We start from the raw sequence: 24408 nt of genomic DNA on the forward strand, positions 1-24408 counted from the left end.
CACGACGCGTCCGTCCCTGAGGACCCTCGCGCGTTCCCTTCCCGCCGGAATCGCCTCGACCGTCTGCCCCGCCGTCAGCTCCGTGATGTCCAGCCACAGTCGATCCGCGGGGTCCGGGTGCGCAGCACCTCGTCCGGCGCCCCGGAGGTCCGTCCGCCGCCGTACGGGCGGCCCGGCACGGTCATGCGCCGGAGCACGTCGCCGCGGACGTGCGCGGCCCTCGGCAGCGTCTCGACCTGGCCCGCGCGACCGTGGACCTGCCGGCCGCCGTCACGCCGGTGGCCAGGACGGCCCCGGCCGCGAAGGACGTCAGGCCCGCTCCGTGACCACCGCCGCCTGCGGCCGGATCGGCAGCCGGTTCACGGGGCGGCCCGTCGCGGCCCGTACGGCGGAGGCGACGGCCGCCGGGGAGGCCACCACCGGCACGGCGCTGACCGCCTTGGCCCCGAAGGGCGCGACCACGTCCCGCTCCTCGACCAGCCGCACGATGCGGATGTCGGGCGCGTCGAGCGCGGTCGGCAGGGCGTACCCGGTCAGGTCGGGGTGGCGGATCAGGCCGCGGGGCGTGCGCAGGTTCTCCGTGAGCGCGATGCCCACGCCCTGCGTGACGCCCGCCTCGATCCGGGCGGCCAGCTGGGCGGGGTTGAGGATCCGGCCCACGTCCTGGGCGACGGCCAGTTCCACCACCCGCACGGAGCCGATCTCGATGTCGACGTCGACGACCGCGCGGATCGCGCAGAAGGCCATGCCGACGAACGCGTCGCCCTGACCGGCCTCGTTCAGCGGCTCGGTGGGGTGCGGGCGGCACTGGGCGGTGGCCCACAGTTCCTTGCCGTCCAGTGCCTCGGAGACGGTGGTGGAGAGGACGCCGTCGTACGAGGTGATCTTGCCGTCGGTGATCTGGAGCAGCTCCGTCGACATGCCGAACTTGTGCGCGAGCGGCTGGAGGAGCTGGGTGCGGACCATCTTGGCGGCGCGCTCGACCGCGCCGCCCGACACCCAGGTGTGCCGGCCGCGGCAGGCCGCGCCCGCGGGGGGCTGGTCGGTGTCGACGGGCGCCACGTGCACCTCGTCGACGCCGAGGGTCTCCTGGACGATCTGCCGGGCCAGGGTGGTGAAGCCCTGGCCGGTCTCGACGGCCGCGCACAGCACCGTCGCGACGCCGTCGTGGACCTTCACGGTCGCCGTGGAGACCTCGTCGGCCCCCTCGGCGCCGAGCATGTGCACCATGCCCACGCCGTAGCCCACGCCCCGGCGCACCGCGCCCGGTTCGCCCGCCCCCTCGGGCCCGCCCGGCAGCAGCCACTCGTCCTCGGGCGTGTCCTTCGGCAGCGGCGGCAGGGGGAAGTCGCGTACGGCCTGGAGGAGTTCGGCCACGGGGGCGGGGCAGGTGACCGTCTGGCCGGTCGGCAGGACGTCGCCGGTCGCCATGGCGTTGCGCAGGCGCACCTCCGCCGGGTCGAGGCCCAGCTTCTTGGCGATCTTGTCCATCTGCGCCTCGTAGGCGGCGCAGACCTGCATGGCGCCCTCGCCGCGCACATGGCCGGACGGGGGGTTGTTGGTGCGCACGGCCCAGCCCTCGATGAAGGCGTTCGGGACGACGTACGGGCCGCAGGCGAAGGCGACGGCGGCGGCCAGGGCGTCGCCGGAGGTGTCGGCGTAGGCGCCCGCGTCGAGCAGGATCTGCGCCTCGACCTTGACGAGTCTGCCCTCGCCGTCGGCGTGGTGCCGGTAGCGCAGGAGGGTGGGGTGCCGGTGGGCGTGGCCGAGGAAGGACTCCTCGCGCGTGGCGGTGAGCTTCACCGGGCAGCCGGTGCGCAGCGCGAGCAGGCCGAGCGGCAGCTGGAAGCCCTGGTCCTCACGGTCGGCGGTGGCGCCGGGGACACCGGTGACGACGATCTTGACGCGCTCGGGTTCCAGGCCGAACGCGGCGGCGGCCGCGTCGCGGTCGGCGTGCGGGTCGGTGGAGGCCAGGTAGAGCTCCACGCCGCCGTCCGGGCGCGGGACGGCCAGACCGGCCTCGGCGCCGATGGGCGCGGGGTCCTGGCGGCCGATGCGGTACAGACCCTCGACGACGATCTCGCCGGCCGCGTCGGGGTCGCCGTGGCGCAGCGGGATGTGGCGGATCAGGTTGCCGTCGGGGTGCAGCGGCTCGGCCTCGAAGGCCTGCTCCGGGTCGGTCACCGGGTCGAGCACCTCGTACTCGACGATGACGGCGGCGGCCGCCATGCGCGCGGTGTCCGGGTGGTCGGCGGCGACGGCGGCGATGGGCTCGCCGTGGTGGCGCACCACCTCGGAGGCGAAGACCGGGCGGTCGGCCTTGCCGCGGCCGTGCAGCGCGGTGCCGGGAACGTCCTCATGGGTGACGACGGCGCGGACGCCGGGCATCTCGCGCGCGTGGGTGGTGTCGATGGACACGATGCGCGCGTGCGGGTGCGGGGAGCGCAGCACGGCCGCCCACAGCAGGCCCTCGGCCCACAGGTCGGCGGCGTACGGGAAGGTGCCCTCCGTCTTGGCGCGGGCGTCGGCGGCCGGGAGGGAGGCGCCGAGGCCGTGCGGCAGGGGGTCGGGTGCGGGGGCGGCCTCCGCGGCCTGCGCGGTGGCTGCTTCGTTGCTCACGCCTGGCCTCCGTCCTGGCCGTAGGGCTGGTCATGCGGGGTCGGGGAGTGCGGTTCCGGGGGCTGCGGTCCCGCGGGGTGCGCTTCCGTGGGGTGCGGTCCGTGCGCGTGCGGTTCCGGGGCCACTCCGAAGGCCGACGCGTGCACGCCTCCCGCGCCCGGGCCCGCCTGGTGCGGGATCCGGGGCTCGTCGCCGTCGCCGTCACCCGGGGCGGCGTGCGCCTCGCGCTCGGCGACGACCTCCTTGACGGCGTCGACCACGCCCCGGTAGCCGGAGCAGCGGCACAGGTTGCCGCACAGCGCCTGGCGGGTCTCCAGCTCCGTGGGGGCCGGGTTGCCCTCCAGCAGGTCGTGGACGGTCATCGCCATGCCGGGGATGCAGAAGCCGCACTGCACGGCCCCGCAGCGCGCGAGCGCCCGCTGGACGTCCGAGGGGTGGCCGTCCTCGGCCAGGCCCTCGACGGTGCGGACCTCGCTGCCGGCGGCGGTCACGGCCGGGACCAGGCAGGAGGCGACGAGCCGTCCGTCGACCTGGACGTTGCAGGCCCCGCACTCGCCCTGCGAGCAGCCGTCCTTGGCGCCCGCGAGCCCGAGCCGCTCGCGCAGCACGTACAGCAGGGACTCCCCGATCCACGCGTCGGTGACGGGGCGCTCGCTGCCGTTGACGCGCAGGACGTAGGAGGCGAGGGGGTGTTCCTCCTGCGGCGCGGTGGAGTCGGCGTCCGGGCCGGTGCCGGCGTCCCCCGGCGTGGTGTCGTCGCCCTCTGCCTCGCCGTCGGCGGCCGGCGCGCCGGCCATGTCCGGGGCGGCCTCCGCGGGGGCGGCCTCCGCGTCCGCCGGGACCGGCAGCGGCCCGGCGGCGGCCTCGGCGGGCCGGCCGGCGCCGTCCGCGCCGTCCGCGCCGTCCGCGCCTTCTGCGGCCGCCTGCGCGTCGTCGGCGCCCTCGGCGTCCCCGGAGGGCTCACCGTGGCCCGTGGCGGGCTGTGAGGCCTCCTGAGCGGCCTGCCGGGCCCCGGCGGCCTCCGCTTCCCCTTCGGGTGCGTGCACGGGGCTTTCTGGGGCCTGCCCGGGGTGCTCGGCGTAGGGCTGGTCGGGCTCCGGCGCCGTACGGGACTGCTCCGGTCCGGCGGCGGTGGTGCCGTCGGGCGTGTGAGCGCCGGGCGCGGACCCGGGCCCCTCGGGGGCCTCCCCGGGCACGCCCTGCTGCTCCGGCCCGTGACCGGGGAGGCCGGGCTGCTCCGGCCCGTGACCGGGCACGCCTTGCTGCTCCGGCCCGTGGCCCGGGAAGCCCGGCGACGAGGCCTCGTGGCCGGCGTAGTCCGTGGGGTCCTGGGTGCGCTCGGCGTAGTCCGTGGGGTCCTGGGTGTGGTCGGCGTGACCGGTGGGGTCCTGGGTGTGGTCGGCGTAGCCACCGGCCCCCTGCTCCTGCCCGGCGAAGCCCGGGGACTCCGGTGCGTGGTCGGAGTAGCCAGGGCCTTCCGGCCCGCGCCCGGCGGCGTCCGTGAAGCCCGGGGCTTCCGCTCCGGGAGCAGGGAAGCCGGACCGCTCCGGCGCGTGGCCGGGCGTCGGCGGTTCGGCGGCGTGACCGGGTGCCGTGTGCTCACCGGAGCCCGCCCCGTGCGGCCGGTGGGTCGCGTGCCCCGGGTCCGTCTCGTGCGGCAGGGGCCCGGCGGACGCCTGCTGCGGGGCGTGCGCGCCCCGCGTGCCGGGGCCTGCGGCGTATCCGGCGGCGGGTTCGGCGTCCTCCGGCCGGTCGTGCCCGTGGACCTGCCCGGGCGGGAACCCGTGTCCCTGCTCGGGCCCTTGCGGGTGACCCTGGTCGGCGCCGTGCCCTTGCTCGGCCCCTTGCCCGTGCACCTGGCCATGGCCCTGCCCGGGCCCGTGGGGCGCCTCGCCCGTGTGCCCCGGGTCGTGCCCGGGACCCTGCTCGTATCCCTGCCCCGGCTCGCCCTCCTGCTGCCCCCACGGACGGCCGGCCGCCTGGGTCGCCCACGGGGCGGGCGCGCCGCCCGGGAGCGTGGCCGGCGGGGTGCCGCCCCACTGCTCGACCAGCGACGACGTCGTGAACTCGCCCGACTCGTCCGGCAGGTCTCCCCCGGCGACGGGGATGGACCACTGCCCGGTCACGTCGTGGCCGGGCGCGGCCTCCGGCGCCGCGGTCTCCTCGAAGTGCCACTGGCCGGTGACGCCCGGGTCGTAGGTGAACCGGTCGTCACCGCCGTGCTGCGCACCGGTCCCGTGCTGCGCACCGGAGCCGTACGGCGCGCCGGAGCCGTACGGCGTGCCGTAGGACGGGTCGGGGGCGCCGTACGGCTGCTCCCCGTGCTCCCCGGTGTCGTGTCCCTGCTGCTGGTGCGCCGCGTGCGGGTCGTGCCACTGGGCGCCGTCGACGGGCGCGCCGGGCACCGGCCACGTGCCCGTGGCCGCGGGGTCGGTGCCGGCGGTGGTGGCGGGGCTGACCGTTATCTGCGGGGGTACGTAGCCGTGGCCCGGCGCGGCGAGCGGGCTGTCGGCGGCCAGCAGGGCGTCGACGCCTCCCTCGGGCAGCTCCACGAAGGCGGTGGCACCGTCGTCGTACTCGCCCTGGGGCAGCGGGTCCCAGCGGCTCCCGCTGCGGGGCGTGCCCTCTCCGTGCTGGTCGTCGGTCACGACAGCGCCCTCCCCAGTGCTCGTCGGGCCAGCGCGGCGACGGTGCGCCGCAGGTGCAGTACGGCGGGCGGGAGCTGCGGTACGGAGCCGTCCTCACCCGGGGCCGCGTCGGGGATGCAGGCCGCGGCGACGTACTCCCCGAAGGCGTTCAGGGCCTCCGGGACGAGCGTGCGGCTGTTGTCCCAGTCGATGAGTCCGCCGACCCACTGCTCGGCCTCCAGGGGCCGCAGCGGCATCGGCGCTATGGCGCCCACCGCGCAGCGCACGCCCCGGCGCGCGGGGTCCAGGACGAGCGCCACGGAGGCGACCGCGCGGCCCGGGCCGGTGCGGCCGGTCGCCTTCAGGAAGACCTGCGGGGCGTGCAGCAGCGGCACGCGCACGTAACCGATGAGTTCACCGGCGCGCAGCATGTCCATCCCGGCGAGCAGGTGCGACACCGGGATCTCCCGGCGGGCTCCGCCCGGGCCCGCGATGATCAGGGTGGCCTCCAGGGCGGCCAGCACCGGCAGCGCGTCCCCGGTGGGGGCGGCCGAGGCGATGTTGCCGCCCAGGGTGCCCGCGTTGCGGATGTGGGGCGGGCCCGCGGCGCGCGCGGCGGCGGCGAGCGCCGGGATCAGGGCCGCGAAGTCGGGGCGGCCCATGCGCGCGTGCGTGAGGCCCGCGCCGAGCAGCGCGTGGCCGTCCTGGTACTGCCAGCCGCGGATCTCGCTGATCCGGCCGAGTCCCACCAGCGCGGCGGGCCTGAGCTGTCCGGAGTTGACGGCGGCCATGAGATCGGTGCCACCCGCGACGGGCACGGCGGCGGGCACGGCGGTGAGTGCCGCGACGGCCTCGTCCAGCGTCGTGGGCAGCGTGACGGCCTGCGCCGCCTGCGGTGCGTGCGTGGTCAAACCGGCTGCCCCTTCCCGCTGCCCCACCTGGTCCCACCTGTGCTGCCGTACGGTACGTGCTGACAGGGCGGACGTGGCAACTCTGGCACATCTTGGCGAGAGCCGAAGACACGGGTCCGCTAGGAGGCATTCGCCCACCTCACCGGGGAGATGGTCCGTTTTCGCACGGGTTCACCTGTGCGCGCCGATTGGCACTTTCGATGACCCTTGTGCGCTTTTTCCGTGTCCTGTTCGAGCTGTTCGGGCGCGGCGGCGGGTGGTCTCCCGGGCGGACCGGGGCGCTAGCGGCGGGGCGGCGGGCCGTCGATCGGGCGGCCCAGGACACCGGGGCGGCGCTGCCACGGCAGGGGCCCGGCAGGAGGCCGGTAGGCGACGCCCAGCGCGTCAAGGCGCCGGTAGTGGGCGCGCATCCGCCCCTCGAATCCGGCGAAGTCCCGTTCCACGGGGGCGGGCAGGGCGCTCCAGGCGACCTCGGCGAAGGCGGCCAGCCGGGGGAACGCCTGGTAGTCCACGCGCGCTTGGTCCTCCATCACCTCCGTCCACAGGTTGGCCTGGGTGCCCAGCACGTGCCGGGCCTCCCCGGGCGTCAACTCCGGGGGAACGGGCTCGAACCGGTAGACGTCCTCCAGGGTGCGCACCCACCCGATCGGTACCGGCTCGTCGTCGCCCGGGGCCTGACGGTGGTCCAGGTACACCTGCTGTTCGGGGCACATGACGACGTCGTGGCCGGCCCGTGCGGCGGCGATGCCCCCGGCGTAGCCGCGCCAGGAGGACACGGCCGCGCCCTCGGCCAGGCCGCCCTCCAGGATCTCGTCCCAGCCGATCAGCCGCCGCCCGCGCGCGGCGAGCCAGCCGTCGAAGTGCCCGATGAACCAGGACTGGAGCTCGTCCTCGCCCGCGAGCCCGAGTTCCCGGATGCGCGCCTGCGCGGCGGGGGAAAGCCGCCACTGTTCCTTGGGGCATTCGTCGCCGCCGATGTGGACGAACTCCGAGGGGAACAGCGCCAGCACCTCCTCGAAGACGCCCTCGTAGAAGCGCAGGGTGGTGTCGGTGGGGGCGAGGACGTTCGGGTTGATTCCCCAGGTGTCCCAGACGGAGAGGGCGGTGGTGTCGACGACGTCCGTGTTGCCGAGTTCCGGGTAGGCGGCGATGGCGGCCTGCGAGTGCCCGGGCACGTCGATTTCGGGGACGACGGTGATATGCCGCTCGGCGGCGTAGGCGACGATCTCCCGGATGTCGTCCTGGGTGTAGTAGCCGCCGTGCGGCTTCTCCTCCCACAAGGGCGAGGCGCGGTGGCCGGTTTTGGTGCGGGCGCGCCAGGAGCCGATCTCGGTCAGGCGCGGGTACCGCTCGATCTCGATCCGCCAGCCCTGGTCGTCCGTCAGGTGGAAGTGGAAGACGTTGAGTTTGTGCGCCGCCATCAGATCGAGGTAACGCAGGACGCCTTCCTTGGGCATGAAGTGCCGCGCGACGTCGAGCATCAGGCCGCGCCAGCGGAATCGGGGCGCGTCCTCGACCGTGACGGCGGGGATGTGCCACGCCCGTCTCCCGGACACCGGCGCCCGCCGGAAGGCCTCGGGCCCCAGGAGCTGACGGAAGGTCTGGGCGCCCCAGAACAGCCCGGTGGCGCTCGCCCCTTCGACGAGGGCCCGGCCGGCGCCGACGGTGAGCCGGTACGCCTCGGGTCCGCCAAGGTCCGGCCGGACGCGCAGGTGGAGGCCCTCGTCGGCGTCGCGGGGGCCGGGGTCGAGGGGCAGGCCGGTCGCCGCGCCCACGGTCGCCCGCAGCCAGCGCGCCGCCTGTTCGGCTCCGGGGCCCGCCAGGACGCCGGTGTCCGCGTCGAGCACGAACGCCGGTCCGTCCCCGGCCTCCAGGTGCAGGGGCGCCGGAATCAGGCCCGCTGCGGGAGAAGTCACGTCGGGAGGAGTCACGTCAGTCCTTCACCGCTCCGCCCAGTCCGGAGACCAGGCGCCGCTGTACGAGTACGAAGAAGACCAGGACCGGAAGGGTCATCACCGTGGAGGCGGCCATGACGCCGCCCCAGTCCGGGTCGTCGGGCTTGTAGAAGACCAGCAGGGCCATCGGCAGTGTCGACTGCGAGGTGTCGCTGATGATGAACGACTTGGCGAACAGGAAGTCGTTCCAGGCCGAGATGAACGAAAAGACGCTGGTGGCCACGAGACCGGGCAGGACGAGGGGGAAAAGGATCTGCCAGAGGAATCGGGCCCGGCTCGCCCCGTCGATGTACGCGGCCTCCTCCAGCGCCTCCGGAACGGCTTTCACGAACCCCCGCAGCATCCAGATCGCGAAGGGCAGCGAGAAGGCGATGTGGGGGAGGATCAGCGAGCCCAGCGTGTTCAGCTGGCCGGCGTCCCGCATCAGGAAGAAGAGCGGGATCGTGAGGGCTTCCACGGGCACCATCTGGGCCACCAGAAACATGATCAGCAGGGTGGTCCGCAGCCGGAAGCGGAATCGCGTCACGGCGGTCGCGGCGAGAAACGCGATCAGCGCGGAGGCGATCACCACACTCCCCGCGACGACCAGGCTGTTGAGGAAGTACCGGCCGAATTCCTGCTGCCCGAAGACCCGCCGGAAGGATTCCAGGGAGGGCGCGAGTGTCCACGGCCGGGGCTCGCTCGACTCGATCTCCCCGGCCGGCTTGAAGGCGCTGAGCACCATCCAGTAGAGGGGGAAGGCGACGACGAGCGCGATCAGCAGGGCGGAGGCCTCGGCGGCCAGCCGGCCCGGGCGGCGCACACGGGCGCGAAGAAGATTCACAGTTCCTCCCCCTGCCGGCGCAGCAGCCGCAGGTACACCAGGGTGACGGCGAGCAGGATCAGCAGCATGACGACGCCGATGGCGGAACCGAGGCCGTACTGCGAGGACGCGAAGGCCTGCTGGTAGGCGTAGACGTTGAGGACCAGGTTCTGCCCGGCGATGCCGCCGCCGCCCGTCATGACGTAGATCTGCGTGAAGACCTTGAAGTCCCAGATCACCGACTGGATCGTGACGACGACCAGGATCGGCCGGAGCATCGGGGCGAGGACGGAGCGCCAGATCCGCCACTGGGAGGCGCCGTCGAGGGAGGCGGCCTCCAGGACCTCGGAGGGCACGGCGCGGATGCCGGCGTAGACGGTGACCATCACGAACGGGAAGGAGCACCACACCACTTCGAGCAGGACGAGGAAGAAGGCGCTCGTCCGGCCGTACGTCCACGCGTGGTCGCCGAGCCCCAGCAGCCGGTTGACCGGGCCGAAGTCCGGGTCGAAGAGGAACAGCCACACCGTGGAGCCGGTCACGGCCGGGGTCGCCCACGCGCCGAGCGCGGCGAGCATCAGCGCGAGCCGCGGCACGGCCCGCACGCGGGTGAGCAGCACGGCCAGGGCGCAGCCGACGGCGAGGGTGGAGACGACACAGGCCGCCGCGAACAGCACGGTGGCGAGCAGCACCTGCCAGAACTGCGGGTCCCCGAACAGCGCGGCGTAGTTGCCGAATCCCTCGAAGGTGGTCGGCTGCCCGCCGCTCACCTGTGCCTGGGTGTACTCGAAGAAGGAGATCAGGCCGAGTTGGTAGATCGGGTAGACGAGCAGCCCGCCGAGCACGACGAGGGCGGGCGCGAGGTACAGCCAGGGCGTCCAGCCGCCGGACACGAGCGGGGAGGTGCCGGCCGCTCCCCGGCGCCGCCCGCCGCGTGCCTTTCCGCCCGGCGGCCCCGCTGCCGCCGCGCGAGGCTCGCCGGCCCCGCCCGCGGCGGGATCCGGAGAAGGGCCCGGAGAAGGTCCGGCCGGTGCGGCCGCCGCACGTCCCAGCCGCCCGGTTTCCGCCCGGACCGCACCTGCCCGGTCGGCCCCCGCCGAGGCGGCGGTTCCGTCCGCCCCCGTCGCCGTCTCGTCCCTCACCGGCCGGCCGGCCCCGGCCGGGCGGCCGGGCGCCGCCGCTTCCGTACGGTCGTTCATCCCGTTCACCCGGCGGAGCCGAACGCGGCGTTCATCTTCTTCGCGGCGTCCCCGGAGGCCCGGGCGACGTCCTTCTTGCCGCTGACGACCTCCTGGAACATGGTCGGCAGGACGAGCTGGGAGTCGATCTGGGCCCAGGCCGGGGAGGCGGGGACGAACTTCGTGCCGGCCGACAGGGTCTGCACGAACGGCTTCACGAAGGGCTCCTCGCGGGCGACCTCCCGGCGGACGTCCGTGAAGGTCGGCAGGAAGCCCATCGCGTCGAAGAGTTCGGACTGCGTCTTCTTGGAGGCGAGCTGCTCCATCAGCCGCACGGCGAGCGTGCGGTGCGAGGTGCTCTTCAGGACACCGATGTTGTTGCCGCCGGCGAAGGCGGGCGCGATCGAGCCGGGCTCGACCCCCGGCAGCGGGACGACGGCGTACTTGCCCTTGACCTTCCCGGCCTCGACGGCGGTGTGGCTGAAGTCGCCGCCGATCGCCATGCCGGCCTTGCCCGCGGCGAACGCGGAGATCGTGTCGTTGCCGCCCATGCCCGCGCACTTGGCGGCCGGGCAGTTGTCGTCGCCGAAGAGGGACGTGTACGCCTTGATGCCCTTGCGGGCCTCGGGGCTGTCGATGCCGGACGCGTACGTGCCGCCCTCCTCGCGGGCGATCTCACCGCCGTTGGCCCACACGAACGGCATCGCGCCGTAGGTGTAGGCGCCGCCGACGACCAGGCCGTACAGCTCCGGCTTGGCGGCGCGTATCTCACGGGCGGTGGAGGCGAGTTCGGCCATCGTCCGGGGGACGGACAGGCCGAGCTCCTCGAACACGTCGGTGCGGTAGTACAGGGCGCGGACGCCCACGTAGAGGGGCGCGCCGTAGACCTTGCCGTCCACGGTGACCGACTGCCTCGCCGTCGGGTCGGTGTCCTTCGCCTCGCTCCAGTCGCCGAACTCCTTCGTGACGTCGAGGAGTCCGCCGTCCTTCACGTAGCCGGCCGTGTCGGTGTTGCCGTACTCCATGACGTCGGGAGCGGAAGCGGGGTCGTTGAAGGCGGCCTTCACGCGCTGGGCGCGGGTGTCGATGGGGATGTACTCGACGCTGACCTCGGTGCCCTTGTGGGCCTTCTCGAAGTCGGCGACGACCGCGTCGACGACCTTCTCCTTGGGGGCGTTGCCGACCTCCTGGAACAGCCACACGCGTAGCGTGCCGGTCTTCTCGTCCTTGTCGGAGGAGGTGTTTCCGGAGGTCTGGGGGGCGCAGGCGGCGGCCAGGAGGGCGGCGAGCGCGCCGAGGCCGGCGAGACGGGGGGACAGCTTCATGGAGTGCTCCTCCGAGGGAGTGTTGCAACATGCGCAATGAAGGTTTCGCTGTGCACAACACCTCGGAGGCTAGGGACTGCATGAACACGCCGACAAGAGGTCTCAACCACTCTGTGACCGGCGGACGCACCCCGTGCAACGCCCGGACAACACAAAAGCCCCCAGGGCACGCAAAACGCACCCTGGAGGCTTTACGCCGCGCGGACCGGGCCTACCGGCCTACTTGTCGCCCTTGCCGTCGCCCTTGTCGTCGCCGCCGGAGCCCATGGACTCGTAGATCTCCTTGCACATGGGGCAGACGGGGTACTTCTTCGGGTCGCGGCCCGGAACCCAGACCTTGCCGCACAGCGCCACGACGGGGGTGCCGTCGAGGGCGCTCGCCATGATCTTGTCCTTCTGGACGTAATGGGCGAAGCGCTCGTGGTCACCGTCGCCGTGAGAGGTCTGCGGCGTCGGCTCTACGAGGGTCCCCGTACCAGTCCCGCGCTCGGGCTCGAGAGTGCTCATAGGCCCAAGGGTACTGAAGCTCACACGCATCAGTTGAGCGAAGGGTCGTCCGGGTACGTGGCCACCATCGCGAGTTCGTTGCGCTGGCGGCGCAGCACCTCGCGCCACAGGCGCTCAGGGGCCGGGCAGGACACGTCGCCGGGCTCGGACTCGACGACGTACCAGGCACCGTCGACCAGCTCGTCCTCCAGCTGGCCCGGGCCCCAGCCGGCGTAGCCGGCGAAGATCCGCAGGGAGCCGAGGGCGGAGGCCAGCAGCTCCGGCGGGGCCTCCAGGTCGACCAGGCCGATCGCGCCGTGCACCCGGCGCCAGCCGAGCGGGACGGCCTCCCCGGCCGCGCCGCCCGGGACGACGGCGACCCCGAGGGCCGAGTCCAGCGACACCGGGCCGCCCTGGAAGACCACGCCGGGCTCGACGGCGAGATCCCCCCAGCCCTCCAGGATGTCGCCCACGTCCACCGGGGTGGGGCGGTTGAGGACGACACCGAGGGAACCCTCCTCGTCGTGGTCGAGGAGCAGCACCACCGCGCGGTCGAAGTTGGGGTCCGCCAGGGCGGGCGTGGCCACGAGCAACCGCCCTGTGAGCGAGGACACCTCGGTCATGCCAGACATGATCCCGCATCTTCCCCTTCCGTGGGGAGCGATGCGGGCGTCCGGAGTGCGTGCAGCTCAGGGCGCACCGGTGCGCCCTGAGCGCACGGAGGTGATCGTGACCCCATGTGCCCGGCACGGAACGGTTCGTGTTGTGACAGAGCTATGACGTGGCTGGGTCCGACTCGGGCTTACAGAAGGGGGGTGGAGGGCGATTACCCTTTCCCTCCTGGCCCCTGCCCGACTCCACGGAACGCGAGATTCATGACCGTCAACGACGATGTCCTGCTTGTCCACGGCGGAACCCCGCTGGAGGGCGAGATCCGTGTCCGCGGTGCGAAGAACCTCGTACCGAAGGCCATGGTGGCGGCGCTGCTCGGCAGCGCTCCGAGCCGGCTGCGCAATGTTCCGGACATCCGCGACGTACGGGTCGTACGGGGTCTGCTGCAGCTGCACGGTGTGACGGTCCGTCCGGGTGAAGAGCCCGGCGAACTGGTGATGGACCCGACGCGCGTGGAGAGCGCGAACGTCGCTGACATCGATGCCCACGCCGGTTCCAGCCGCATCCCGATCCTGTTCTGCGGCCCGCTGCTGCACCGCCTCGGCCACGCGTTCATCCCCGGCCTCGGCGGCTGCGACATCGGCGGCCGGCCCATCGACTTCCACTTCGAGGTGCTGCGGCAGTTCGGCGCGAAGATCGAGAAGCGGGCGGACGGCCAGTACCTGGAGGCTCCACGCCGGCTGCGCGGCACGAAGATCCGGCTGCCCTACCCGTCCGTCGGCGCGACCGAGCAGGTGCTGCTGACGGCCGTGCTGGCCGAGGGCGTCACGGAGTTGTCCAACGCGGCCGTCGAGCCGGAGATCGAGGACCTCATCTGCGTGCTGCAGAAGATGGGCGCGATCATCGCGATGGACACCGACCGGACGATCCGCATCACGGGTGTGGACCAGCTCGGCGGCTACAACCACCGTGCCCTGCCCGACCGGCTGGAGGCCGCGTCCTGGGCGTCGGCGGCGCTGGCGACCGAGGGCAACATCTACGTCCGCGGCGCCCAGCAGCGCTCGATGATGACGTTCCTGAACACCTACCGGAAGGTGGGCGGTGCCTTCGAGATCGACGACGAGGGCATCCGTTTCTGGCACCCCGGCGGGCAGCTGAAGTCCATCGCGCTGGAGACGGACGTCCACCCCGGCTTCCAGACCGACTGGCAGCAGCCGCTGGTGGTCGCCCTGACGCAGGCCACGGGTCTGTCGATCATCCACGAGACGGTCTACGAGTCCCGCCTCGGCTTCACGTCCGCGCTGAACCAGATGGGCGCGCACATCCAGCTCTACCGCGAGTGCCTGGGCGGCTCCGACTGCCGCTTCGGGCAGCGCAACTTCCTGCACTCGGCGGTCGTGTCCGGGCCCACCAGGCTCCAGGGCGCCGACCTGGTCATCCCCGACCTGCGCGGCGGCTTCTCGTACCTCATCGCGGCCCTGGCGGCCCAGGGCACGTCCCGGGTGCACGGCATCGGCCTGATCAACCGCGGCTACGAGAACTTCATGGAGAAGCTCGTGGAGCTGGGCGCGAAGGTCGAACTGCCGGGCAAGGCGCTCGGCTGAGCGCCCGCAGTGACGCCAAAGGGGCGGCCACCCGGTTCCGGGTGGCCGCCCCTTCGATGTCACTCACTGTGGCCCGTACGCGGCGGCGTACGGACGACAGGGTTACTTGCCCTTGGCGGCTTCCTTGAGCTTCGAGCCCGCGGAGACCTTCACGCTGTAGCCGGCCGGGATCTGGATCGGCTCGCCGGTCTGCGGGTTGCGGGCGGTGCGAGCGGCACGGTGGGTGCGCTCGAAGGTCAGGAAGCCGGGGATGGTGACCTTCTCGTCCCCCTTGGAGACGATGTCGCCGACGACGTCGGCGAACGCGGCCAGCACGGCGTCGGCGTCCTTGCGGGTCACCTCGGCGCGGTCGGCCAGCGCGGCCACCAGCTCACTGCGGTTCATGTTGTTACTCCCGTGTTCATCTTGCCGTTGAGGCGTCAGATCGAAGCCGATGCTGCCAGGGTCCTCAATGAGTCCCCGGACCCGGGTCCGTCGTCAGACCCTCGCGCCCAGGGAGGCATCCTGCCTCTACCTGCGGCGGGAAAGCCAATCCGGCACCCGCAGGGGTCGTGCGAACCCTCGGGGTGTCACACGAAAAGAGGGCCTGAGCCTGGCCGCCACGATAGAGCTCCCCTGCTGAGAGGGGTTTCGCGACGCGCCGGTTTCCGGCTGCCGTGGGGATGCTCACAGTCCGGGGGCGGGGCGCCCCCGGACCGTGCTCAGGCCCTGGCCGCGGCCCCGTGATCAGACGGCGGACGGGCTGTGCGCCGTCGCGCCCGCGGCCTTGGCCGCCTCCCGCACCGCACCGGCCACCGCGCCCGCGACCTTGTCGTTGAAGACGCTCGGAATGATGTAGTTCGGGTTCAGCTCGTCCTCGGTCACCACGTTCGCCAGGGCGGTCGCGGCGGCCAGCATCATCTCCGTGTTGACGGTTCGGGACTGCGCGTCCAGCAGGCCGCGGAAGACACCCGGGAAGACCAGCACGTTGTTGATCTGGTTCGGGAAGTCCGAGCGGCCCGTGGCCACAACGGCCGCCGTCTGACGGGCGATTGCCGGGTCGACCTCGGGGTCCGGGTTCGCGAGCGCGAACACGATGGCGTCCTCGGCCATGGCGGCCACGTCGTCGCCGTCGAGGACGTTCGGGGCGGAGACGCCGATGAAGACGTCGGCGCCGCGCACGGCCTCCTTGAGCGTGCCGGTGAGGCCCTCGGGGTTGGTGTTGTCGGCGATCCAGCGCAGCGCCGAGCCGGGGGCGGCGTCGACCAGGTCCTCGCGGCCGGCGTGCACCACGCCGTGGATGTCGGCGACGACCGCGTTCTTGACGCCCGCGGCGAGCAGCAGCTTGAGGATGGCCGTGCCGGCCGCGCCCGCGCCGGACATCACGACGCGGATGTTCTCGATCGCCTTGCCCGCGACGCGCAGCGCGTTGGTGAGCGCGGCCAGGACGACGATCGCGGTGCCGTGCTGGTCGTCGTGGAAGACGGGGATGTCCAGGGCCTCGCGCAGCCGGGCCTCGATCTCGAAGCAGCGCGGGGCGGAGATGTCCTCCAGGTTGATGCCCGCGAAGCCCGGGGCGATCGCCTTGACGATCTCGACGATCGCGTCGGTGTCCTGCGTGTCGAGGCAGATCGGCCAGGCGTCGATGCCGGCGAACCGCTTGAACAGCGCGGCCTTGCCCTCCATGACCGGCAGGGCGGCCTTGGGGCCGATGTTGCCCAGGCCCAGCACGGCCGAGCCGTCCGTCACGACCGCAACGGAGTTGCGCTTGATGGTCAGCCGGCGGGCGTCCTCGGGGTTCTCGGCGATCGCCATGCAAACGCGGGCGACACCGGGCGTGTAGACCATGGACAGGTCGTCACGGTTGCGGATGGGGTGCTTGGACGCCATCTCGATCTTGCCGCCGAGGTGCATCAGGAAGGTACGGTCCGAGACCTTGCCCAGGGTGACGCCCTCGATGCCGCGCAGCTCCTCGACGATCTCGTCCGCGTGCGCGGTGGACGAGGCCGCGATCGTGACGTCGATGCGGAGCTTCTCGTGACCGGAGGCGGTGACGTCGAGGCCGGTCACCGAGCCTCCGGAGGACTCCACGGCGGTGGTGAGCTGCGAGACGGCGGTTCCGCTCGCGGGCACCTCCAGCCGGACCGTCATCGAGTAGGAGACGCTGGGCGCCGTTGCCATGGCCGACTTCCTCTGCTTTCACCTGACGCTGAGTTGTGCCGTCCGATCGTCGCACCTACCGCTCGGTAGCGGGTAGCCGCCCTCGATTGCGAACGTTTTGTTCGCGGAACGGCCGACGAAAAGAGACCCACGTCACGCTGACGTGGGTCTCTTCCGGTGAGTCAGGTGGCACCGACCCGCCATGCTCGCCTCGCGGCAAGTGGTCGCTCGTAGCGACGAAGGTTGGGCCCGGGGGCTTGGATCGAGCCGGTGCCACGTCCAGGCTAACAAACGGATCCCGTAAGGCCATTCCCGTATCGGTAGTTCATTTCGCCGGCAAGTGGGTAACGGGCCGCCGTCCTCCCCTCAGTCCCGGAGCAGGTCGGGCACCCCCGCCGCGTCGGGCTCGTCCCGGTCGGCGGAGACGACCGTGAGCTGCTGGGTGGCGCGGGTCAGGGCGACGTAGAGCACACGCAGCCCGGCCGGGGACTCGTCGGCGATCTCCGCCGGGGAGACCACGACCGTCGCGTCGTACTCCAGGCCCTTGGCCTCCAGGCTGCCGAGCGCCACGACCCGGTCGCCGAGTCCGGCGAGCCAGCGGCGGGCCTCTTCGCGGCGCTGCATCGCGACGACCACGCCGACCGTACCGTCGACGCGCTCCAGCAGCCGGGCGGCCTCCTCCCGGACGGTGGCGCCCAGGCTCTCCCCGGCGAGGGTGTAGCGCGGCTCGACGCCGGTGGAGCGGACCGCCCTCGGTGAGACCGAGCCGGGCATCGCGAGGGCGAGGACCTTCGCGGCGAGCTCGGCGATCTCGGCGGGGTTGCGGTAGTTGACGGTCAGCTCGAAGCGGCGGCGCGGGCGGCTGCCCAGGGCCTCGTCGCGGGCCTCGGCGGCCTCGTCCGGGTCGGACCAGGAGGACTGCGCCGGGTCGCCGACGACCGTCCAGGTGGCGTGCCGGCCGCGGCGGCCGACCATGCGCCACTGCATCGGGGTGAGGTCCTGGGCCTCGTCGACGATGACGTGCGCGTACTCGACGCGTTCCTGGGCGAGCCGCTCGGCCCGCTCGCGCTGGGACTCCTCGCGCACCGGCATCAGCTCCTCCAGGCCGGTGAGCTGGTCCAGCGGGTCGAGTTCGCGCTTCCTGCGGGGGCGGGCCGGGGCGCCGAGGATCGCCTGGAGCTCGTCGAGCAGCGCGATGTCGTGCACGGAGTGCCCCGCACGCCGGAGGGAGCGCGCGACCTTGCGCACCTCGCCGGGGTTGAGGATCCGCCGGGCCCAGCGGCCCAGGCGCCGTTCGTCGGCCATGGCGTCCAGGACGGCGGCCGGCGTCAGCTCCGGCCACCAGGCGTCGAGGAAGGCGAGGAAGTCGTCCTCGGAGGTGATGTCCTCGTCGAAGGAGGAGCGCAGCTCGGCGGCGAGCTCCGGGTCGGTGTGCCGGCCGGCCGCGCCGGAGCGCTCCCACAGGGCGTCCAGCAGGAGCTTGCGGGCGCGGGGACGCAGCAGGTTGACGGGGGCGGTGCCGCTGAGGGCCGCGCGGCGGATGCCGGCCAGTTCCTCGGCCTCCAGCTCCAGGCGGCGGCCGAAGGCGACCACGCGCAGCCGCTGCGGTGAATCGTTCAGCTCCAGGGCGCCGCGCGCGGCCTTGCGCAGCACCTTCAGCATGCGCGAGGAGCCCTTGGCGCGGGCCACGGACGGGGAGTCGTAGAGGGTGGCCTCGGCGCCCTCGACCAGGGAGCCGATGGCGCGGATGGCGACCTGGCCCTCCTCGCCGAGGGAGGGCAGCACGCCCTCGGTGTAGGCGACGAGCAGCGGGGTCGGCGAGACGATCAGGATGCCGCCGGCGTAGCGCCGCCGGTCCTGGTAGAGGAGGTAGGCCGCGCGGTGCAGCGCGACGGCGGTCTTGCCGGTGCCCGGGCCGCCCTCGACGTAGGTCACGGAGGCGGCGGGGGCGCGGATGACCAGGTCCTGCTCGGCCTGGATGGAGGCGACGATGTCGCGCATGGAGTGGCTGCGGGCCTGGCCGAGCGCGGCCATCAGGGCGCCGTCACCGAGGGCGGGCAGCTCGCGGCCGTCGAGGTAGGCCGTCAGCTCGGGGCGCATCAGGTCGTCCTCGACGCCGAGGACCTTGCGGCCCTTGGAGCGGATGACCCGGCGGCGCACGACGCGGCCGGGGTCCACGGGCGTCGACCGGTAGAAGGGCGCGGCGGCCGGGGCCCGCCAGTCGATGACCAGCGGGGCGTAGTCCTGGTCGAGCACGCCGATGCGGCCGATGTGCAGGGTCTCGGCGATGTCGGCGGTGTTGTCGGGGCGCACCGCGCCCTCCGCCGGCTCGACCGCGGTGTACGCGCCGTCCGGCCCCTTCTTGCCGTCCTTGCCGAGCAGCAGGTCGATACGGCCGAAGAGGAAGTCCTCGAACTCGTTGTTGAGCCGGTTGAGGTGGATGCCCGCGCGGAAGACCTGGGCGTCCCGCTCGGCGAGTGCGCCGGGCGTGCCGACCTGGCCGCGCTGGGCCGCGTCGTTCATCAGGAACTCCGCCTCGTGGATCTTCTCCTCGAGGCGCCGGTACACCCGGTCCAGGTGTTCCTGTTCGACACCGATCTCGCGGTCTCTCAAGGAGTGGTCGAGCGCGGCTTCCTGTTGAGCCTGAGCGGCCACCGGGCCCCCTTCTGACGTGCTGGGCAGCCGTCCACCGTACGCGAAGGGGACCCGGTAAGGCTACGCGTCGACCTCGACCAGCCGCTTGCCGTCGAAGGTCACGACCTCGAAGTGGTCGATCTCGTTCGGCTCGAAGGCGGCGCCGCCCTGGACGTACAGGGGCTGCTTGGCCTTCTCGGTCGTGGCGTCCGGGAGGCCGTAGCCCCATTCCGGGACGGACCAGGAGGACAGCGTCTCCCGCTCACCGTTCTTGCCGACGGCGATCAGGGCGCACTTGAGCGGGCCCTTGAGGTTCTTCAGCTCCGTGACCGTGCCGGTGCCCCAGTCCTTCTTCTGCACGGCGACCGTCGCGGTGACCTTGCTGTTGGGGTCGGTGGCCGTGATCTTGTCGGAGATGCCGTCGAAGACCGTCTTGGCGGGGTTGGCGGCGAGCGGGCGGGTCTCCGCGCCGCCGCCTCCGTCACCGCCGCTGTTGGTCGCGACCGCGACGAAGGGACCGCCGATGATCAGCGCGCCGGCCGCGGCCACCATGTAGAAGCTGCGGCGGCGCTTCTGGGCGCGGCGGTCGGCGACCTCGTCGACCAGCTTCTCCACCAGGCGCGGCCGGGGCTTCGCGGACAGCGACTCGCCGATCGCGGGTGTGCTGCCGGAGCCGGGCAGGTCGGCGAGGGCGGCGAGCATGGGCTCCATGCCGGCCAGCTCGTCGAGCTGCTGGGCGCACCACTCGCAGGTGGCGAGGTGGGCTTCGAAGGCGGTCGCCTCGGCGTCGTCGAGGATGCCGAGGGCGTAGGCGCCGACGGTCTCGTGCTCGTTCGGCACCGGAGATCCCTGCATGGCACCAGACATACCCATGCCTCCCGTACCGAACCCCTGGTTACCCCCGTAAACACTCATCACGCCGTCACCCCCCGCTCCTCCAGTGCGAGCTTCATCGAACGCAGGGCGTAGAACACCCTGGAGCGGACCGTTCCGCTGGGTATGCCCAGGGTCTCGGCCGCCTCATTGACGGTACGCCCCTTGAAATACGTCTCGACGAGGACCTCCCGGTGAGCGGGGGTCAGGTCGTCGAGTGCGTCCGAGAGAGTCATCAGCCACAGCGCCTTGTCGATCTCGTCCTCCGCGGGGATGACCTCCAGCGGCGACGGGTCGACCTCCTGCGGCCGGGCCTGCCGGCTGCGGTGGCCGTCGATGACGATGCGCCGGGCGACCGTCACCAGCCAGGGGCGTACCGATCCGGTCGCCCGGTTGAGCTGACCGGCGTTCTTCCAGGCACGGATGAGCGTCTCCTGGACGACGTCCTCGGCGCGCTGCCGGTCTCCGGCGACCAGGCGCAGGACGTATGCCAGCAGGGGTCCGGCGTGTTCGCGATAGAGCGCACGCATCAGCTCCTCGTCGGGTTCCGAGGGCTGGGACATGCGATGTCGGGCCCTCGGTGCTCGTTCATTGGCCACGACGGAATCCTTGCGCACGCCCACCTCCGATGTCCGGGGGTTCCCCCAGTCGGTCGCTCGACAAGCCGTACGCAAGCGAGCCGTTGGGCGTTCAAAGGAAGGCGACAGTTTTCTGCGCGGTGACGTGACGAGCGGGACATGGGGTCACATTCCCACCCCGCGTTCTTTACATTTCCGCCACATCGGCAAGATCGCGCCGGGGTTTCCCTACGGGGGCGTAGGCAAACGGCGTGTAATCGAAATCACTTCGACACCGCGGTCACAGAAGTCGCATTCAGGACACGGGAATTGAGTGCACGGACCACTCAATTCCGTTTCAGGCGCGGGCGAGTGCGGCGCGGCGGCGGTGCCGGGCGACGCGTTCGCGGTTCCCGCAGACCTCGCTGGAGCACCAGCGCCGGCGGCGTCCGCGTGAGGTGTCGAGGTACACGATGCGGCAGTTGTCCCCCTCGCACTGGCGCAGGGCGGCGCGGGCGACGGGGTCGGTGAGCAGGTCCACGGCGTCCCTGGCCACGGAGGCGAGCAGGGCGGTGCAGCCGGGCGGGCCCTCCAGCCGCCGTACGAGCTGGCCGTCCTCGCCGCGGACGGCGCGGGGGGCCGGGGGCGCGGTCCGGGCCAGGTCGTTCACGCGGGCGAGCGCGAAGTCGTACGCCGTGACACCGGCGCCCGGCCGGCCGCGCACCAACCGGTCGATCTGGGCCCGCAGTTCACGGAAGGCCGGCGGCCAGCCCGCGTCGGCGTGGGCGAGGTCGGTGCCCGCCGGGACGAGTCCCGAGCCGGTGATCCAGGCGCGCAGCACGGGCAGGGAGTCGAGCCGCTCCTGCGGTTGGGCGGTGGACAGCAGATCCAGACAGATCCGCCCGGCGTCGAAGCGCAGCTCGTGGGGGGCCGTGGCTGTACCCAGTGCCATGTGCCTGTCACCGCCTAGGTCGGTGAGACGCCGGAGGAGGGCTCCAGAACCGTTCCCCTCTTACAGTGCCCGTCCCCGGACGTGCCGGAAAGACCTGACGCGGGGCGGAGACGGGATCGGGGCGGGCCCTTCGGGTATCGGGCGGGGGCGCGCTGCGGGTAGCGGGCCGGGGGCGCCCGCCCCGGGTATCGGGCCCGAGGCGCCCCCCGGGTGAGTCACCATGCCCACCCACGCGAGCCACCAAGGCCGCTCACCTGAGCCAGCAGGGCACGGCCCCGCAAGCCACCGGGCCGGATCACCGCTCGCGCTCGCCCCCGGCCCGGCTCACACGTCCGCGTACTTCGTTTCCGCCGCCGGGTCCAGCGCCAGGCGATAGCCGCGTTTGACGACCGTCTGGATCAGCTTGGGCGTGCCCAGGGCCGTGCGCAGCCGGGCCATGGCCGTTTCGACGGCGTGCTCGTCGCGGCCCGCTCCCGGCAGGGCACGCAGCAGCTCGGCTCGGGCGACGACCCAGCCGGGGCGGCGGGCCAGGGCCCGCAGCAGGGCCATGCCGGCCGGCGGCACGGGCTTGAGGGCGCCGTCGACGAGCACGGCGTGCCCGCGGATCTCCACCCGGTGCCCGGCGACCGGCAGTGCGCGCGCCCGCGCGGGCAGTTCCTGGCAGAGCAGCTGCACCAGCGGCCCGAGCCGGAAGCGCTCGGGCTGGACCGTGTCGATGCCGCGGGCCTGCAGCGGCAGCGCCGTGACCGGCCCCACGCAGGCCGGCACCACGTCGTGGCTGAGGGCGGCCAGCACCTCGGGCAGGAGCCCGCGCTCCTCCGCCCGCGACAGCAGCGACGCCGCCGCCGGCGCGCTGGTGAACGTCACCGCGTCCAGCCCCCGGGAGACCGTCGCGTCGAGCAGCCGGTCCACCGGGCCGAGATCCTCCGGCGGCATCCACCGGTACACCGGCACCCCGACCACCTCGGCCCCGCCCTCCCGCAGCGCCTCCACGAACCCCGGCAGCGGCTCACCGTGCAGCTGGATCGCGATGCGCTGCCCCTCGACGCCCTCCTCGAGCAGCCGGTCGAGCACCTCCGCCATGGACTCCGACGACGGCGACCACTCCTCCGTCAGCCCGGCGGCGCGGACCGCGCCCTTCACCTTCGGCCCGCGCGCGAGGATCCGTACGCCGCCCAGCCGGGTGAGCAGGTCCTCGCCCAGGCCCCAGCCGTCGGCGGCCTCGACCCAGCCCCGGAACCCGATCGCGGTCGTCGCGACCACGATGTCGGGCGCCTGCCGGATGATGTCCTTCGTCGCGCCGAGCAGTTCGCTGTCGTCGGCGAGCGGCACGATCCGCAGGGCGGGGGCGTGCAGGACGGCGGCGCCCCGCCGTTGCAGCAGCACCCCCAGCTCGTCGGCCCGGCGCGCGGCCGTCACACCCACGGTGAAACCCGCCAGGGGCCCGTGGTCCGGTCGCTGTTCTTCCTCGTACATGGCTCTCGTCCCGCACTCGAGTCGTCGTACTGCGTGGGTACGGCGTACCTACATGCCGATCGAGCCTGTCAACGGCTCGTGACAGGCCCGGATCGGCTCGATGTCGCTGGTGTTACGTCACACCTCGGCGTAGCTGAGCTGCGGCTTCGTCTCCGAGGCCGCCGACGTGGCGGATACCCGGGGGGCCGTGCGCCGAAGGTATACGGCCCACGTGACCGCGAAGCACACCGCGTAGAAGGCGAGGAAGGCGACGAACGCGCCCGTGCCGGAGCCGTAGGAGAGGAAGGACTGGCGGAAGGCGAGGTTGATGGCGACACCGCCGAGCGCGCCGACCGCGCCGATGAGTCCCATGGAGGCACCGGAGAGGCGCCGCCCGTAGGCCGCCGCCGCCTCGCCCTGAAGCCCCTTGGCGAGGGCCTTGTGCTGGAAGATGCCCGGGATCATCTTGAAGGTCGAGCCGTTGCCGAGCCCGCTGAGCACGAACAGCACCACGAACGCGCAGGTGAACAGGGCCAGCGACTTCTCCATCGAGGCACCGATCAGGATCGCCGTCGCGACGCCCATCGCCACGTAGTTCCACAGGCTGATCCTCGCGCCGCCGTAGCGGTCGGCGAGCCAGCCGCCGAGCGGGCGGATCAGCGAGCCGAGCAGCGGGCCGATGAAGGTGACGTACGCGGCCTCCAGCGGCGTGCGGCCGAACTGGTTCTGCAGGACCTGGCCGAAGGCGAAGCTGTAGCCGATGAAGGAGCCGAAGGTGCCGATGTAGAGCAGGGACATGATCCACGTGTGGGCGTCCCGCACGGCGTCCTTGGCGGCGCCGGTGTCGTTCTTGACGTTCTCCAGGTTGTCCATGAACACGGCGGCCATGACGGCGGCCACGACGATCAGCGGGATGTAGACGCCGAGCAGCACGCGCGGACCGCCGCCGGCGCCGATGATGGCGAGCGCGGCCAGCTGGATCACGGGCACGCCGATGTTGCCGCCGCCCGCGTTCAGGCCGAGGGCCCAGCCCTTCTTCCGCAGCGGGAAGAAGGCGTTGATGTTGGTCATGGAGGAGGCGAAGTTGCCGCCGCCGACGCCGGCGAGCAGGCCGACCAGCAGGAAGGTGGAGAACGAGGTGCCCGGTTCCATCACGGTGAACGCGGCGACGGTCGGGATCAGCAGCATGCCGGCGGAGATGATGGTCCAGTTCCGCCCGCCGAAGATCGCGACGGCGAAGGTGTAGGGGACGCGGACGACGGCGCCGACCAGCGTGACCACCGAGGTCAGGAGGAACTTGTCGGCGGGGGTCAGCCCGTACTCGGGGCCCATGAACAGCACCAGCACGGACCACATCGTCCAGACGGAGAAGCCGATGTGCTCGGACAGCACGGAGAAGTAGAGGTTCCGGCGGGCGACCTTCTCGCCGGTCTCCTTCCAGAAGGTCTCGTTCTCGGGATCCCAGTGCTGGATCCAGCGGCCGCCCCTGCTCGGGGGTGCGGGTGCCGTGCCGGGGCCTGTCATGACGCCTCCACTGTGCTCCGGGACTCGGTGGTACTTCGAGTGACTGGTCCCGAAGGTAGGGAGAGCGCGTTTCCTGCCTGTGCCAGCGAGTGACCGCGAGGGAACTTTGCTCTCACCCCGCGCCGGGACGGGATGAGAGGTTCCGCCGGTTTTCC

18 protein-coding genes are annotated in these 24408 nt (G+C 72.7%); 1 reads left to right on the top strand and 17 read right to left on the bottom strand.

All coding sequences use genetic code 11. From position 1 onward, the window contains the following. Positions 1–309 precede the first annotated feature (309 nt). From ACF07N_RS14225 to ACF07N_RS14265, 9 genes are all read right to left on the bottom strand, one after another. Positions 310–2619 carry a xanthine dehydrogenase family protein molybdopterin-binding subunit gene (locus ACF07N_RS14225; protein WP_383585176.1) on the bottom strand — a complete coding sequence of 770 codons (2310 nt, stop codon included), beginning with the start codon at positions 2617–2619 and terminating at the stop codon, positions 310–312. Next, positions 2616–5267: a 2Fe-2S iron-sulfur cluster-binding protein gene (locus ACF07N_RS14230; RefSeq protein ID WP_392112215.1), complete on the bottom strand. Its 2652-nt coding sequence runs from the start codon at positions 5265–5267 to the stop codon at positions 2616–2618. The genes ACF07N_RS14225 and ACF07N_RS14230 overlap by 4 nt, the downstream gene beginning before the upstream one ends. After that, on the bottom strand, positions 5264–6157 hold the full coding sequence (locus ACF07N_RS14235; protein WP_094052215.1) for a xanthine dehydrogenase family protein subunit M: 894 nt from the start codon (positions 6155–6157) through the stop codon (positions 5264–5266). The genes ACF07N_RS14230 and ACF07N_RS14235 overlap by 4 nt, the downstream gene beginning before the upstream one ends. A gap of 281 nt (positions 6158–6438) precedes the next feature. Further along, the gene (locus tag ACF07N_RS14240; RefSeq protein ID WP_392112218.1) at positions 6439–8073 is read right to left on the bottom strand and encodes a beta-N-acetylhexosaminidase; all 1635 of its coding nucleotides are present in this window, start codon (positions 8071–8073) and stop codon (positions 6439–6441) included. A 16-nt stretch (positions 8074–8089) separates the two neighbouring features. After that, positions 8090–8935: a carbohydrate ABC transporter permease gene (locus ACF07N_RS14245; protein WP_383339430.1), complete on the bottom strand. Its 846-nt coding sequence runs from the start codon at positions 8933–8935 to the stop codon at positions 8090–8092. Further along, a complete protein-coding gene (locus tag ACF07N_RS14250) occupies positions 8932–9807 on the bottom strand; it encodes a carbohydrate ABC transporter permease (RefSeq protein ID WP_383585183.1) in 876 nt (291 codons plus the stop codon). The genes ACF07N_RS14245 and ACF07N_RS14250 overlap by 4 nt, the downstream gene beginning before the upstream one ends. A 311-nt stretch (positions 9808–10118) precedes the next feature. Continuing rightward, a complete protein-coding gene (locus tag ACF07N_RS14255) occupies positions 10119–11417 on the bottom strand; it encodes an extracellular solute-binding protein (protein ID WP_392112223.1) in 1299 nt (432 codons plus the stop codon). Between the two features lie 219 nt (positions 11418–11636). Continuing rightward, the gene (locus ACF07N_RS14260) at positions 11637–11924 is read right to left on the bottom strand and encodes a DUF3039 domain-containing protein (RefSeq protein ID WP_392112226.1); all 288 of its coding nucleotides are present in this window, start codon (positions 11922–11924) and stop codon (positions 11637–11639) included. A gap of 29 nt (positions 11925–11953) precedes the next feature. Then, positions 11954–12526, bottom strand: a complete 573-nt coding sequence (locus ACF07N_RS14265) for a YqgE/AlgH family protein (RefSeq protein ID WP_392112229.1) — start codon at positions 12524–12526, stop codon at positions 11954–11956. Positions 12527–12778: 252 nt separating this feature from the next. On the opposite strand from ACF07N_RS14265, the gene murA reads away from it, so the two are divergent. Further along, positions 12779–14119 (top strand): UDP-N-acetylglucosamine 1-carboxyvinyltransferase, encoded by a 1341-nt coding sequence (gene murA, locus ACF07N_RS14270; RefSeq protein WP_392112232.1) that lies wholly within the window; start codon positions 12779–12781, stop codon positions 14117–14119. A 102-nt stretch (positions 14120–14221) separates the two neighbouring features. On the opposite strand, the gene ACF07N_RS14275 is transcribed toward murA, so the two are convergent. From ACF07N_RS14275 to ACF07N_RS14310, 8 genes are all read right to left on the bottom strand, one after another. Continuing rightward, entirely contained in the window at positions 14222–14503 is a 282-nt protein-coding gene (locus tag ACF07N_RS14275; protein ID WP_003990598.1) for an HU family DNA-binding protein, read from the bottom strand. A 342-nt stretch (positions 14504–14845) separates the two neighbouring features. After that, on the bottom strand, positions 14846–16279 hold the full coding sequence (locus ACF07N_RS14280) for an NAD-dependent malic enzyme (RefSeq protein WP_383335859.1): 1434 nt from the start codon (positions 16277–16279) through the stop codon (positions 14846–14848). Between the two features lie 345 nt (positions 16280–16624). Next, a complete protein-coding gene (locus ACF07N_RS14285) occupies positions 16625–18913 on the bottom strand; it encodes a HelD family protein (RefSeq protein ID WP_392112236.1) in 2289 nt (762 codons plus the stop codon). Positions 18914–18973: 60 nt separating this feature from the next. Then, positions 18974–19807: an anti-sigma factor family protein gene (locus ACF07N_RS14290; RefSeq protein ID WP_383335857.1), complete on the bottom strand. Its 834-nt coding sequence runs from the start codon at positions 19805–19807 to the stop codon at positions 18974–18976. Continuing rightward, the gene (locus ACF07N_RS14295; RefSeq protein ID WP_010039908.1) at positions 19807–20328 is read right to left on the bottom strand and encodes a sigma-70 family RNA polymerase sigma factor; all 522 of its coding nucleotides are present in this window, start codon (positions 20326–20328) and stop codon (positions 19807–19809) included. Before ACF07N_RS14295 ends, ACF07N_RS14290 begins: the two co-directional genes overlap by 1 nt. A gap of 352 nt (positions 20329–20680) precedes the next feature. Continuing rightward, the gene (locus ACF07N_RS14300) at positions 20681–21274 is read right to left on the bottom strand and encodes a CGNR zinc finger domain-containing protein (protein ID WP_392112239.1); all 594 of its coding nucleotides are present in this window, start codon (positions 21272–21274) and stop codon (positions 20681–20683) included. Between the two features lie 324 nt (positions 21275–21598). Continuing rightward, positions 21599–22750, bottom strand: coding sequence for a uroporphyrinogen-III synthase (locus ACF07N_RS14305; RefSeq protein ID WP_392112242.1), 1152 nt, complete (start codon positions 22748–22750; stop codon positions 21599–21601). Between the two features lie 117 nt (positions 22751–22867). Beyond that, positions 22868–24253 (bottom strand): nitrate/nitrite transporter, encoded by a 1386-nt coding sequence (locus ACF07N_RS14310; protein ID WP_392112245.1) that lies wholly within the window; start codon positions 24251–24253, stop codon positions 22868–22870. Positions 24254–24408: the final 155 nt, after the last annotated feature.

The sequence above is a fragment of the Streptomyces sp. NPDC015242 genome, assembly GCF_043079125.1.
Lineage (GTDB): Bacteria > Actinomycetota > Actinomycetes > Streptomycetales > Streptomycetaceae > Streptomyces.